Here is a 13459-nt window from a genome sequence, read left to right as displayed (position 1 = left end):
CTGCGAAGCATCTCTACTGCGCCGCATTGTGCGGTAGAGATGCTTCGACAAGCTCAGCATGACGGCCTTTTTAAAAGGCAGTGCACCCTAGGCCACTTGCACGCCCGCCAGCTGCTTGCTGATGTAGTCTACCTCTTCAGCGGCGAGCTGCACGTCAATCGCCTTGGCATTTTGCACGGCCTGCTCGGGGTTGCGGGCACCCACCAGCGCCACCGTGATGCCAGGCTGCGCCAGCGTCCAGCGGATGACGAGCTGGGCCAGGGTGGCGCTCTTGCTTTCGGCCATGGGGCGCAGCTTGTTCAGGAAAGCATTCACCTTCTGCACGTTATCGGCGGTAAATAACGGGTTACCGTTGCGCAAGTCGCCGTCGCCGAAGTGCTGGCCAGGCTTGATTTTGCCCGTGAGCAAGCCCAGCTGCAAGGGGCTGTACACCAAGATACCTAGGCCCTGCTGCTGGGCAAACGGCACCACGTCTTGCTCAATGCCGCGCTTCACCATGCTGAACGGCACCTGATTGGATGCCAAGTGAATGGTTTTCTCGGCCTCCGCCATCTGCGGCACCGAGTAGTTACTGACGCCCGCCGCCCGCACCTTGCCCTGCTCAATGAGGCGCTGCACGGCCTCCATCGTTTCGTCGATACCCGTGGTCACGTCGGGCCAGTGCTGCTGGTAGAGGTCAATGTAGTCGGTGCCCAGGCGGCGCAGGCTGTCCTCGCACTCGCGCATGATGCTGTCGCGCCCGGCGTACTTATACACGTCGATGTCCTGGCCGTCGTTGTTCTTGCTCTTGAAGCCGAAGTCGCCCTTGGTGTCGTCCCAGCGCATCCCAAACTTGGTGAGCACCTGCACCTTATCGCGCGGCAGGGTTTTAATAGCCTCGCCCACAATCTGCTCGCTCAGGCCCTGGCCGTAGATGGGGGCCGTGTCGATGCTGGTGACGCCCAGCTCGTAGCTAGCGCGGATGGCGCCCACGGCGTCGTTTTGCTCGGTGCCGCCCCACATCCAGCCGCCGGCCGCCCAGCTGCCAAAGGTGATGCGCGAAACGGTGACGTCGGAGGCGCCTAATTTCTGGTATTCCATGGAAAAGATTAAGTTAACTGGTAGTGCCGGCCCCGGCGGGGCCCACCCGTAGTACGCACGGCCGCCGCCGAGGGCTGGCGCGCCCGCCGCCAGCCCTCGGCGGCCGGTTGGGGCCGGCTCGGCTGAAACCCAGGGCCCTAGGAACCTGACAGCCTGCTTACACCACCGCAAAAAAGAAGCTGCTCGCTTCGATTAATTAGGCAGCTATTGCGTATAAGAGGCCACTTTCTCACCCGGCGCGGCAGCGCCCCACCTTTTCCGTATGGCCAACCTTTCCCCTACTTCCGACAATGCCGTGTATCAGCCCGGCGAATTGGCGCCCGTGCAAGCGCCGCTGCCCAACCGGCTAGCCGTCGAGTTTATTGGTACCTTCTGGCTGGTGCTGGGCGGCTGCGGTAGCGCGGTGCTGGCGGCAGCATTCCCCAAGGTGGGTATCGGGCTGCTAGGCGTGTCGCTGGCGTTTGGCCTCACGGTGCTTACCATGGCCTTTGCGTTTGGCCACATTTCGGGCGGGCACTTCAACCCGGCCGTGAGCCTAGGGCTGTGGCTGGGCGGGCGCTTTACCGGGCGCAACCTGCCGGCCTACTGGGTAGCGCAGGTGCTAGGAGGACTGGCCGGCGCGGCCCTGCTCTACGGCATTGCCTCGGGCCAGCCGGGCTATAGCCTGGCAATCAATGGCCTGGCTGCCAACGGCTACGGCGCGGCCTCACCGGGCGGCTTTTCGCTGCTGGCCTGCTTTCTTACCGAAACGGTGCTCACCATGTTCTTCCTCTACCTCATCCTGGGGGCTACCGATACGCGGGCGGCCAAGGGCTTCGGGCCCATTGCCATCGGCTTGGGGCTCACGCTCATCCACCTGGTCAGCATCCCCGTCACCAACACGTCGGTGAATCCGGCGCGCTCGCTGGGGCCGGCGCTCATCGTGGGGGGCGTGGCCTTACAGCAGGTGTGGCTGTTTTGGGTGGCGCCACTGCTGGGCGCGGCCCTGGCCGGGGTGTCGTACCGCTGGCTCACGGGCAGCCAGGGCACCGAGCCGGTAGCCTCGGTGGCACAGCGCATCTCACTGGCCACTAGCACCATTGGCGAGGTCACGACCAGCTCGCCCGTGCCCAAGCCCTAGGCCCCTTGGCCGGGACCGAACACGGCGGCGCGCGGCGTTGTTAGGAGTAAGCCAGCGGGCTACGGGTGGCTACGGCCTCCACCGGCTCGCTGGCTTATTCTTTTGTCAATAGCTCCTAAACCTTTAATTGTTAGGTATATGAAAGTTGAAATTTGGTCCGACGTGGTGTGCCCGTTCTGCTACATCGGCAAGCGCAAGTTTGAGAAGGCCCTGGGCGAGTTTGCGCACCGCGCCGATGTGGAGGTGGAATGGAAGAGCTTCCAGCTAACACCCAACTTCGTGCCCGTGCCCGGCGAGAGCATCCACGCCTCGCTGGCCAAGAAGAAGGGCGTGCCCGAAGCCGAAGGCCGCCGCATGAACGACTACATGACGCAGGTAGCCAAGGAGGTAGGCCTCGACTACCAGTTCGATAAGGCCATTCCAGCCAATACCTTCCTGGCCCACCAGCTCATCCACTTCGGCGCCCACCAGGGCCGCCAGGATGCTACCAAGGAGCGCCTGATGGCCGCCTATTACCTCGAAGGCCAGAACCTGAACGACCTGGATACGCTGGTGCGCCTAGGCACCGAAGTGGGCCTCGACCCCGCCGCCGCCCGCCAGGCCCTGGAGGCCGGCACCTACGCCAATGAGGTGCGCCGCGACGAGTACGAAGCCCAGCAGATTGGGGTGCAGGGGGTGCCCTTCTTCGTGTTCGACGACAAATACGCGGTGTCGGGCGCGCAACCCAGCGAGGTATTTGCCGAGGTTCTGGCTAAGGTATGGGACGAGGAGCACCCTAGGGCTCGCCCCGCAGTGGTGGCCGACGGCGACAGCTGCGCGCTCGACGGCAGCAACTGCTAATAACGCCCCGAAAGCGCGCCAAAAAGGCGGTCATGCTGAGCTTGTCGAAGCATCTCTACCGCGTAAGTAATTCCTGACGTTGAGATTACTTACGCGGTAGAGATGCTTCGACAAGCTCAGCATGACCGCCTTTTTGGCGCGCTTCTGCCCAGCCGGCCCTAGGGCCGTAAAAAACCCAGTGGCCCGCGCACGCCGCGCCCCGAATAGCCGTTCTTTCATAGCTTCGCCATGCCGTGGAGCGTATGCTTGCGGCAGGTAATTGGCCCACCCTTTTTAGCGTAGTATGCGGAAGTTTTTTGGTGCCGGCCCGGCGGGCTGGCGGACGGGGGCGTTGGCGGCCGCGGGGCTGGCTAGCCTAGGGCTGGCGGCGTTTCGGGGACCGCTGCTCGATAATCCGGTGCAAGTAATTGCCCAGAAGCTGAGCGCTTACTACTCGCTCACGCAGCCCGAGAAGGTATACCTGAGCCTCGACCGCCCCGCCTACGGCACCGGCGAAACCATCTGGTTCAGCGCCTTCGTGGTGGATGCCCTGCGCCACCAGCGCGACACGCTTAGTAAGGTGCTGCACGTGGATTTGCTTTCGCCCGAGCGGCGGGTGGTGGTGCGCCGCACCCTGCGCGTGGTCAACGGCCGCAGCTACGGCGACATCGAGCTGACCGATTCGCTGCAAGCAGGCACCTACCTGCTGCGCGCTTACACCAGCTGGATGCTCAACGGCAACCCTAACCTCGTGTACCAGCGGCGCTTGCAGGTGTGGCCCGCCTCGCCCGACCAAACCGACCAGGCGGGCGCCCCGCTCAGTGCTGCCCCTAGGACCACTACCGCCGCTAAATCTGCCGCGCCCAAGCTCGACGTGCAGTTCTTTCCCGAGGGTGGCACTTTCGTGGCGGGCTTGCCCGCCGTGGTGGGCTTCAAGGCGCAGCTGGCTACCGGCCGCGGCGTCGACATCAGCGGGCAGCTGCTCGATGGGCAGGGCAAGGCCGTGGGCGCGCCCTTCAGCAGCCAGCACGCGGGCATGGGGCGCCTGAGCTTCGTGCCCGCCGCCGGCCAGGCGTACCGCGCCCGCGTGAAGCTGCCCGACGGCAGCACCGCCGACTACCCCCTGCCCGCCGCCCAGGCCAGCGGCTACTCGCTGCACGTGCAGGACGTGGGCCCCGACTTCGTGATTGAGGCGCGCTACAAAGGTGCAGCCGGCGCCCCCGCGCCCGGCCCGGTGGCGCTGGTGAGCGAGGTGCGCGGCTTTTTGGTGGGCCTAGCCCCTAGGCCCATTACCCCCGACGGCGTGCCCGTGAGCTGGAAAGTGGCTAAGAACCGCTACCCCAACGGCATCGCCCACTTCACCCTTTTCGACGCCGCCAACGTGGCCCAGGCCGAGCGCCTGGCCTTCGTGCAGAACGGGCCGGCCGGCCTGCGCCTCACCATCACCCCCGACCGCGCTTCCTACGCCCCGCACCAGCAGGTGCGCCTAAAGGTGCAGGCTGCCGATGCCGCCGGCCAGCCCGTGGCCACCCACTTGGCCCTGAGCGTGGCCGAGGCGGGCGCCGCCGCCCTCGACCCCCAGGCCGGCACCATCGTCTCGAACCTGCTGCTGACGTCCGACCTGGCCGGCTACGTGGAAGACCCCGGCTATTACTTCCAGAGCCAGTCGGCGGCCACCGCCCAGGCCCTCGACAACCTGCTGCTTACCCAGGGCTGGCGGCGCTTTGTGTGGAAGGAGGTGCTGAGCGACACCCCGCCCACCTTGGTATATGCCAATGAGAAAAACCTGACGCTGTCGGGCACCATCACGGGCATGGGCTCGCGGCCGCTGCCGGGCAGCCAGCTCACCTTCATCCAAACCAAGCCGATGCGCAACTTGCTCACGGCCACCACTGGGCCTACCGGGCGCTTCAGCTTCTCGGGCTTTCCGGGCCAGGATACGTCGGTGGTAACCTTGCAGGCGCGGCGCGGCGCGGGCGGAGGCAGCAACGTCACCATTCGGCCCGATATGGGGCCTAGCGTGGTGGGCCCGCCGCTGCCGCCGCTGCCGTTGCCCGCCACCACGCCGGGCGTGGCCGACTACCTGCGCCGCAGCCGCGAGCAGCAGGTGCAGGAGCGCCAGCTGCTGCCCGACGGCGGCGTATCGCGCAATATCCAGCTCGGTAACGTGGCCGTGACGGCCAAAAAGCTGCAGGTGCCCGCCGACGACTCGCGCCGCCTCTACCCCGGCGTGGTAGCCAATACCATCGTCGATTTTGCCAATATGCCGGCCGCGCAGTCGGGCATTCCCATCTTCTCGCTGCTGCAGGGCCGGGTGGCGGGCCTCACCATCAGCGGCACGCCGCCCAACCAAACCATCTCCATCCGCAACCAGCCCACCTCACTGTTTCTGCTCGATGGCATGCGGGTTGATGCCAGCGCCATCAACACCCTGCAGTCGAGCGACGTGGAGGCGGTCGAGGTCTTTAAAGGCACCGAGGCCGCCATTTTCGGGGCGGGGGCCGGCGGCGGCGTCATTGCCGTGTACACCAAGCGCGGCGACAAAAACTACCACGAGAAAAATACTACCGCTACGCCTGGCCTCATCACCGTGAAGATACCTGGCTTCTACCAGGCGCGCGAGTTCTACATGCCCCGCTACGGCGCTCCGGTGATGAACGCGCCCACCTCCGACCCGCGCCGCCTCACCATCTACTGGAGCCCCGAGGTAGCCACCGACGCCAGCGGCACCACCGACGTATACTTTTTCACGGCCGATGGCAGCGGCAACTTCCAGGTCACGGCCGAGGGCCTGAGCCTGACCGGCGAGCCCGGCCGCGGCACCCAGCAGTTCTACGTGGCCCCCAAGTAGCCCTAGGGCCTACTATGACACCAGTGGGAAGAAAGGCAGCTTAGTTGCCTTTCTTCCCACTAGGCTGACCTACGACTGCCGTATAGATTTTATTAACGCTTGCCCCCAGCTCAATTTTTCTGTTAATTGCCTCATCTGCGCAGCAAGGGATGGCGCTTGGGAGCTACCTCTCTTACCTAAACGTGTGGAGTCGGGCAGCGCGCCTTAAGTAGTCAGCCAGTGTTGGCGCAAAGCAGCTAATTCATCCTTAATATCGTCGTGCATAGCAGTGGTTGATGGGCTCAAGTAACTTATGCTGCCACCGTCTCCTCGGCACCCAGCTCTACCAGCAGCCGGTGGGCCAGCGCCACGCTGCTGATGCCGTCGATGCTGATTTGCAACTTGTCTTTCTGCTCTTTCATGCGCGCCGTGCGGGGGTGCGTCTGCACAAAGTTGAGAATGCGCCCAAACTGCTCGCCCTGGAAGTAGGCCTCGCGGCCCGGCCCGGCAGGCAGGTAGGCGCGTAGCGTGTCGCGCTTCAGCGTCAGCTTCTCGAAGCCCAGGTGGCTGGCCAGCCAGCGCAGCTTCACGATGTCTACCAACTGCTGCACCTGCTCGGGCAGCGGCCCGAAGCGGTCGGTCATGCTGGCCACTAGCTTCTGCAACTCAGCCGGCTTTTGGGCGCGGTCGAGCTTGGCGTACAGCTGCAGGCGCTCCGACACGTTGTTCACGTAAGTGTCGGGAATGAGCACCGACAGGTCAGTTTCAATCTGGCACTCCAGGTTGGCAAGCGCTCCAGCGGCCCGCTGCAAAGCCTGCTGGCTAGTACCCCCTAGGCCCTCGCCCAAGAATAACTCCTTGAATTCGGTCTCCTTCAGCTCCGACACCGCCTCGTCCAGCACCTGGTGGTAGGCCTCGTAGCCCAGGTCATTGATAAAGCCCGACTGCTCGCCGCCCAGTAGGTTGCCCGCCCCGCGAATGTCAAGGTCGCGCATGGCTACGTTGAAGCCCGCCCCTAGGTCCGAAAACTCTTCCAAGGTGCTCAGGCGCTTGCGGGCGTCGGCGGGCAGGCCGGCCACGGGTGGCGTCAGCAGGTAGCAGTAGGCCTTGCGGTTCGAGCGGCCCACGCGGCCCCGCATCTGGTGCAGGTCCGAGAGGCCGGCCATGTGCGCCCGGTTGATAATGATAGTGTTGGCGTTCGGAATATCGAGGCCGCTCTCGATGATGTTGGTGCTCACCAGCACGTCAAACTCACCCTCCACGAACTTCATCATGCGCTTTTCCAGCTCGGGGCCTTCCATCTGGCCGTGGGCTACCGTCACGCGGGCGTTGGGCACCAGGCGCACTATCATGGCCGCCATCTCCACGATGTCGCTAATGCGGTTATGCACGAAAAACGCCTGGCCGCCGCGTTTTAGCTCGCGGGCAATGGCGTCGCGCACCAGCGTTTCGTCGAACACGTGCAGCTCGGTTTGTACTGGCTGGCGGTTGGGCGGCGGCGTGGCGATTACGCTCAGGTCGCGCGCACCCATCAGGGAGAAGTGCAGCGTGCGCGGAATGGGCGTGGCCGAGAGCGTGAGCGTGTCCACGTTCACCTTCAGCTCCTTGAGCTTATCCTTGGTTTTCACCCCAAACTTCTGCTCCTCGTCAATAATGAGCAGCCCTAGGTCCTTGAACTTAAGGTTTTTATTGGTAAGGGCGTGGGTACCGATGAGGATGTCGGTTTTGCCGGCGGCCACGCGCTCAGTGGTTTCCTTCACCTGCTTGGCCGTCTTGAAGCGGTTGATAAACTCCACCGTCACCGGCATGTTGGCCAGCCGGTCGCGGAAGGTTTTGTAGTGCTGCATGGCCAGGATGGTGGTGGGCACCAGCACGGCCACCTGCTTGCCGCCCGCCGCCGCCTTAAATGCCGCCCGAATGGCCACTTCCGTCTTGCCAAAGCCCACGTCGCCGCACACCAGCCGGTCCATCGGGTGGGGCTGCTGCATGTCGTGCTTCACGTCCTCGGTGGCCTTGGCCTGGTCGGGCGTGTCCTCGTAAATGAAGCTCGACTCCAACTCGGCCTGCATAAAGTCGTCCTTCGGAAAGGCGAAGCCCGGCGCCTGCTTCCGCTTGGCATACAGCCGAATAAGGTCGGCGGCAATGTCCTTAACCTTCTTCTTAATCGACTTTTTCTTGTTCTCCCATTCCGGCGAGCCCAGCTTGCTCATGGTGGGTGGCGGCCCCTCAGCGCCGCTGTACTTGGCAATTTTGTGCAGCGCGTGAATACTCACCGTCAGCACGTCGTCGTCGCGGTACACCAGCCGGATGGCTTCCTGCAAATGCCCATTGATGTCCACCTGCGTCAGCCCCGCGAAGCGCGCAATGCCGTAGTCCTGGTGCGTCACGTAGTCGCCGGGCTGCAGGGTTTTCAACTCGCGCAGGGTCAGCGCCTTTTTCTTCGAGAACTTCTTGGTTTCCTGGGCCCGGTAGTAGCGCTCAAACAGTTGGTGGTCAGTATATACGGCCAGCCCCAACTGCTCATCTACGTAGCCTTCGCGGAGGGCAATGAGCAAGTGCTGAAACTGCACGTTCGGGTCCAGCTCATCGAAAATGGTGCGCAGCCGGTCGGCCTGCCGCACCGAGTCGGCGGCAATTATCGTGGTGAAGTCACGGGTTTTGTTTTCGCGAATGTTCTTCAGCAGTCGCTCAAAGTCCTTATTGAAGCTCGGCTGCGGCTTGGCCGTAAACTGAAAGTCCTGCGCGTTCTTGAAGTAAAACCGCTTGCCAAACTCCACCACCGCAAACTCATCCAGGCACTTCTTCAAGCTCTTGCCGGCCTCGAATAAGTCGGCGGGGCACGACACAATCTGCATGCCGCCGGCTTCGTCCAGCACCTTCTGGAAGTTTTCCTCGGCCCGGTCAAACAGGTTCGTCACCACGTCCAGCGTCTGCCGCATATCCTTCACCCACAGGCAGGTAGTGCGCGGCAAAAACTCCAAAAACGACTCGCGCCGCTCTTGCAGCAGCTTGGTTTGCACATTCGGAATGATGCTCACGCTCGGGCGCGGCTCCACCGAAAGCTGCGTTTCGGGATTGAACGTGCGGATGCTCTCAATCTCGTCGCCGAACAGCTCGATGCGGTACGGCAAGTCGTTGGCATAGCTAAACACGTCCACGATGCCGCCGCGCACCGCGTACTGCCCCGCCTCGTACACAAAATCGCTCTTCTCGAAGTCGTACTGGCCCAGCAGCTCCCCTAGGAAGTTCACGTCGAGCTTATCGCCCACCTTGGCTGAAAACGTGTTTTGCACCAGGCTCTGGCGGTTTATCACCTTCTCGCTCAGTGCCTCGGGGTAGGTGACTACCAGCGGCGCGGCCCCTAGGGCTACCGCCTCGGCACGGCGGCTGGCGTTCACTTGGTTCAACACCTCGGCCCGCATCAGCACGTTAGCGTTCTCGGTTTCGTCGAACTCGTAGGGCCGCTTGTAGGAGCTGGGAAAAAGCAGCGCCTCGGGCCCATCGGGCAGCAGGTGGCGCAAGTCGGCCATAAACAGAGCGGCCTCATCACGGTCGTGCAGCACAAACACGTTGGGGTGCTCGGCGTGCAAGGTGGCGGCGGCCACCACGGCATCCTGGCTGCCTACCAGGCCGCGCAGGTGCAGGCGCAGCTCGCCGCCGCGGGCAGCCTCGTCGGCGGGGCGGTTATGGTCGGCAGGCTTGGCAGCGGCCAGCAGGCGGGCGGCCAGGGTTTGCACCTCGGGCTCTAGGCGGTATAAGCGAAGAAAATCAGCTACTTGCACAAGGTATGTTGAGGTAGAAATATGCCAGATGCAGGAATGTGAAAATGAGTTAAAAAGCCATTTTTACATTCCTACATTCTGCACATTTCCACATTCTTAAGTTTTCACATTTAGCAAAAAACGGCCAGCCCGGCCGGGAGGTAATTCCGGTCGGGCCAGGCGCTGAGTTCATACAGAAACCGCGTGGCGAAGGTTTCCAGGGCGGCCAGGCCCTAGGCTTTCGCCGTACCTTAGACCCAGAAATTTATATTAGTCCTCTATGAATCCGCGTGACCTGCCCGAAGTAGTTTCCGAGCTAATAATCGAGATGCACGAGGTGCGCTCGGAATTGAATGCGCTCAATGGTCGGGTAGACCGGCTAGAGCGGGTCGTTGAGAATGGTTTTCGCGAGTTGCGGGAAGAGCAACGTGGTATGCGCGAAGAAATCCAAGCCCTGCCCGACCGAATTGGCGCGGCCGTGTTTAAATCGCTAGAACCCTTCTTAAACCGGCTGCTCGACCACGACGACCAACTTAAAAACCAGGAAGGCCGGCTCAATAACTTAGAGAAGCCTCAGTAATTGCGCGGTTCTGCTCACCTGGCCATTGGCCTTATCACGGGCGTAGCGGTGGCGGGGCTGGTGCCCGGCGTGCCCTTCTCGCTGCCCGGCATTGCGCTGGCTGGCTTCTCGGCCCTGGCGCCCGACCTCGACCATCCCGAAAGCCGCCTTACGCAGCGGCTCGCCTTTTCGCAGGGCTACGTGCGCTGGGCCTTCGCCCTCACGGGCCTAGGGCTGGGCGCGTATGCCTACTTCCTGCTAAAGCCGGGCGCCGACCAGCGCCTGAGCTACGTGGCGGCGCTGGCGTTTGGGCTGGTGGGCGTGGCGCTGCAGGGCGGCTCGGCCCGCAAGCTTGCCCTGCTCTTTACGGGCCTGGGCACGGTGCTGGCAGGCCTCTATGCGCAGGCGCTGTGGCTGAGTTTACTGGGCACTTTCGTGGCGCTGGCGCCGTTTACTTCGCACCGGTCCTGGACGCACACCATCTGGGCCACCGGGCTCTGGACCTACATCGGCTACCTGGCCAACCGCGACCTGGGCTGGCACGGCGTGGCGCACTACGCGGGCGCGGGCTACGCCTCGCACCTGCTGGCCGACACGCTCACCAAATCGGGGGTGCGCTGGCTGCTGCCGCTCACCGATTTCTCGTTCAGGATTCCGCTGCTTAGCACGGGCTCTAAGCTGGGCAATATCGTGGAGGCCAGCATCTGCTTGGGCTACGGGTTGCTGGTGCTGGGGCTGGTGATTGGCCGCGCTAGCCTAAGGTTTTGAAATGAAGGGGTTGCGTATTCGCTTGCCGGGCCTTAGCTTCGCAGCGAAGCAAGAGTGTGTGTGCGGAGGAAGTATACTAGCGTGACGTATAACTAACTATAATTAACGCCTGGTCTGCCGCCTGGTATCCCCTCTTTTTGCTGGTTTCTACCCTTGTGCGCCCCCGCCCCCGGTGCGGGCCGGCGCTTTGCTATATACTACATCCGGCTTTTACCTCCTACTCCCCCACTCTTAACATTACCGCATTTATGAACCAGATGAATAGCCCGCTTATCCGGGTCGGCGTATTCTACGACGGCAACTATTTTCTGAAAATCAGCGACTATTATTATTTCCAGCACGAGCGTAAGGCCCGCATTAGCCTCGAAGGCCTGCACGAATTTATCCGCCACCAAGTAGCCGAGGAAGAAGACGTGGACGTGCGCCTGGCGCAAATCACGACCTCCCACTTCTTTCGGGGCCGCCTCTCGGCCACCGAGGCCCGCGATAAAGACCGCCTCTTCCACGACCGCCTGCTCGACGATATCCTGATGAACCTAGGGGTGTGCACGCACTACATGCCCCTGAAAACCCGCGACGGCCGCTTGCAAGAGAAAGGCATCGACGTGTGGCTGAGCCTGGAGGCCCTGGAGATGGCCCTGCACAAAACCCTCGACGTGGTGGTGCTCATCGCCGGCGACTCGGACTACGTGCCGCTCATTCGCAAGCTCAACACCGTGGGCACCCGCGTGATGCTACTAAACTGGGACTTCAAGTACGAAGACTTTAAGGGCGAAACCCGCGTGACGCGCGCCTCGCAGCACCTGCTGGAGCAGGCTACCTACCCCGTAGCCATGCACGCCGTAATTGACCGCGGCTTGCAGGAGCAGGACGAAGTTGTGGAAAACATGTTTGTGAGCCAGAATGAGCCGGCCGCGTTTGCGCCTGGGCCCAGCAGCCCCGGCAGCTTTGCCGCCCCGGCTGCGGCCGCAACTGGCACCCCGGCCGCGGGCCTAGGGGCACCCCGCCCCGCCCGGCCCACGGGCCCCACGGCCGCCGGCCCGGTGGGCACCATCGGCATCAGCACCATCAAGAACCTGAAGAATGGCTTTGGCTTCGTCGTGATGCCGCCCAACAACCTGTTCTTCAGCTACGCCGACTTGGCCGAGGGCGACTTCAACGACCTGCGCGAAGGCGACTGGGTGGAGTTTACGGTGGGCCGCAACCACCGCGACGAGGATTGCGCCCGCAACGTGCGCAAGGTAGCCGCCCCCAACATGAGCGAGGACGGCGACGGTGACGGCGACGACTACGAGGCCAGCAACGTGGACAGCCACTCGATGGGCGCCGTGCTGTAAAGAAGCACTTGAGTAAACACAAGGAGGTAGGGCGCTCCCGTAATCCAGTTAGTTGGACGTGCGGGAGCGCCCTACCTCTGTTTACAGCTGCCGCTTGGCGGCCGGGTAGCGGTTGAAGGTGCCTAGGCCCTGGGCGACTGCTACCTCCGCGGCGGCGCTACCAGCGGGGCGGCGGTAGATAGTAGCGCTGCTTACGAGCAGCGACTGGCCGGCGTGCGTTACTTGGGCCACGGCGCGCAGCTCATCGCCAAGCAGCACCGGGCGCAGGTAGTTCAGCTTAAACTCAACCGTGGATACCAGCTCGTTGGTAGTGAAGGCGAGCGAGAGGGCCGCCGCGCCCAGGGCCGCATCCATGAGGCCAGCCAGCACGCCGCCGTGCGCCACGCCGGGCGAGGACAGGTGCTCGTCGCGCACGACCATGCGGTACTCGGCCTGGCCGGGGGCGGGCACGGCCAGCTCCATACCGTTGGCCTGACCGTAGCGGTTGATGCGGTTGTAGTGGGCTAGGGCGGCGGCCAGGTTGTCGGCAGGAAGCATGGGGCGAAGATGCACCCGCGGTAAGCCCCGTTTACGCACCCTACCTTTGTGGGCTAGCTGCAGCCGGCTGGCTTTGCGCACCTAACCTCTCATTACCCGCTATGGCCTCGTTTGACATTGTGAGCAAGGTAGACCCTCAAACGCTCGAAAACGCCGTGAATACAGCCCGCAAGGAACTGGCTACCCGCTACGACCTGCGCGATACCAAAGGCGGCATCGAGTTGGATAAAAAGGCGAATACCATTCAACTCATTTCCGAAAACTCGATGCGCATCAAGGCGCTGGAAGACATCCTCTTAACGCGCGTTGTAAAGCAGGGCATCGATGGCACGGCCCTCGACTTCACGGCCGAAGAGGTACCGGCCGGGGCGCTGGTGAAGAAAACCATCAAGGTGCGCTCGGGCGTGGACAAAGACGCGGGGCGCAAAATCATCAAGGCTATCAAGGACAGTAAAATCAAGGTGGAATCTCAGATGCAGGACGACCAAATCCGCGTTACGAGCAAGAAGCTTGATGACTTGCAGGCCGTCATCGCGCTGCTGCGCCGCACCGACACTGGCCAGCCCTTGCAGTTCGTGAACATGAAATCGTAGTTTTTAGAATGTGAACAGGTGATAATGCGGAAGATGTGAAGCGCAGTGGCGGCTA

10 protein-coding genes are annotated in these 13459 nt (G+C 62.9%); 7 read left to right on the top strand and 3 right to left on the bottom strand.

The window, feature by feature from the left end; genetic code table 11:
• Positions 1-87 precede the first annotated feature (87 nt).
• Positions 88-1080: an aldo/keto reductase gene (locus HHL22_RS11085; protein ID WP_169531277.1), complete on the bottom strand. Its 993-nt coding sequence runs from the start codon at positions 1078-1080 to the stop codon at positions 88-90.
• A gap of 262 nt (positions 1081-1342) precedes the next feature.
• Here HHL22_RS11085 and aqpZ point away from each other — a divergent pair, with 262 nt between their 5' ends.
• From aqpZ to HHL22_RS11070, 3 genes are all read left to right on the top strand, one after another.
• Positions 1343-2200: an aquaporin Z gene (gene aqpZ, locus HHL22_RS11080; RefSeq protein ID WP_169531275.1), complete on the top strand. Its 858-nt coding sequence runs from the start codon at positions 1343-1345 to the stop codon at positions 2198-2200.
• 138 nt (positions 2201-2338) lie between these two features.
• Entirely contained in the window at positions 2339-3040 is a 702-nt protein-coding gene (locus tag HHL22_RS11075) for a DsbA family oxidoreductase (RefSeq protein ID WP_169531273.1), read from the top strand.
• Positions 3041-3323: 283 nt separating this feature from the next.
• Positions 3324-5870, top strand: a complete 2547-nt coding sequence (locus tag HHL22_RS11070) for a TonB-dependent receptor plug domain-containing protein (RefSeq protein ID WP_169531272.1) — start codon at positions 3324-3326, stop codon at positions 5868-5870.
• A 290-nt stretch (positions 5871-6160) separates the two neighbouring features.
• Here HHL22_RS11070 and mfd read toward each other — a convergent pair whose 3' ends face one another.
• Positions 6161-9631, bottom strand: coding sequence for a transcription-repair coupling factor (mfd, locus tag HHL22_RS11065; RefSeq protein WP_169531270.1), 3471 nt, complete (start codon positions 9629-9631; stop codon positions 6161-6163).
• Between the two features lie 259 nt (positions 9632-9890).
• On the opposite strand from mfd, the gene HHL22_RS11060 reads away from it, so the two are divergent.
• The 3 genes from HHL22_RS11060 to HHL22_RS11050 all read left to right on the top strand — a co-directional run bounded on the left by HHL22_RS11060 (position 9891) and on the right by HHL22_RS11050 (position 12274).
• Complete coding sequence (locus HHL22_RS11060; protein WP_169531268.1) at positions 9891-10190, top strand: hypothetical protein; 300 nt, start codon at positions 9891-9893, stop codon at positions 10188-10190.
• Positions 10191-10937 (top strand): metal-dependent hydrolase, encoded by a 747-nt coding sequence (locus HHL22_RS11055; RefSeq protein WP_169531266.1) that lies wholly within the window; start codon positions 10191-10193, stop codon positions 10935-10937.
• Between the two features lie 248 nt (positions 10938-11185).
• A complete protein-coding gene (locus HHL22_RS11050) occupies positions 11186-12274 on the top strand; it encodes an NYN domain-containing protein (RefSeq protein WP_169531265.1) in 1089 nt (362 codons plus the stop codon).
• Between the two features lie 81 nt (positions 12275-12355).
• Here HHL22_RS11050 and HHL22_RS11045 read toward each other — a convergent pair whose 3' ends face one another.
• Complete coding sequence (locus tag HHL22_RS11045; protein WP_169531263.1) at positions 12356-12811, bottom strand: PaaI family thioesterase; 456 nt, start codon at positions 12809-12811, stop codon at positions 12356-12358.
• Between the two features lie 101 nt (positions 12812-12912).
• Here HHL22_RS11045 and HHL22_RS11040 point away from each other — a divergent pair, with 101 nt between their 5' ends.
• A complete protein-coding gene (locus tag HHL22_RS11040; protein WP_169531261.1) occupies positions 12913-13404 on the top strand; it encodes a YajQ family cyclic di-GMP-binding protein in 492 nt (163 codons plus the stop codon).
• Positions 13405-13459 lie beyond the last annotated feature (55 nt).

Source organism: Hymenobacter polaris, from assembly GCF_012927305.1.
GTDB classification, from domain to species: Bacteria; Bacteroidota; Bacteroidia; order Cytophagales; family Hymenobacteraceae; genus Hymenobacter; species Hymenobacter polaris.
This window is presented reverse-complemented; position numbering and strand designations above follow the sequence as displayed.

What these genes read in the sequence shown, in the direction of transcription:
- HHL22_RS11085 (WP_169531277.1), bottom strand. Translation starts at nt 1,080, where the DNA reads ATGGAATACCAGAAATTAGGCGCCTCCGACGTCACCGTTTCGCGCATC.
- aqpZ (WP_169531275.1), top strand. Translation starts at nt 1,343, where the DNA reads ATGGCCAACCTTTCCCCTACTTCCGACAATGCCGTGTATCAGCCCGGC.
- HHL22_RS11075 (WP_169531273.1), top strand. Translation starts at nt 2,339, where the DNA reads ATGAAAGTTGAAATTTGGTCCGACGTGGTGTGCCCGTTCTGCTACATC.
- HHL22_RS11070 (WP_169531272.1), top strand. Translation starts at nt 3,324, where the DNA reads ATGCGGAAGTTTTTTGGTGCCGGCCCGGCGGGCTGGCGGACGGGGGCG.
- HHL22_RS11060 (WP_169531268.1), top strand. Translation starts at nt 9,891, where the DNA reads ATGAATCCGCGTGACCTGCCCGAAGTAGTTTCCGAGCTAATAATCGAG.
- HHL22_RS11050 (WP_169531265.1), top strand. Translation starts at nt 11,186, where the DNA reads ATGAACCAGATGAATAGCCCGCTTATCCGGGTCGGCGTATTCTACGAC.
- HHL22_RS11045 (WP_169531263.1), bottom strand. Translation starts at nt 12,811, where the DNA reads ATGCTTCCTGCCGACAACCTGGCCGCCGCCCTAGCCCACTACAACCGC.
- HHL22_RS11040 (WP_169531261.1), top strand. Translation starts at nt 12,913, where the DNA reads ATGGCCTCGTTTGACATTGTGAGCAAGGTAGACCCTCAAACGCTCGAA.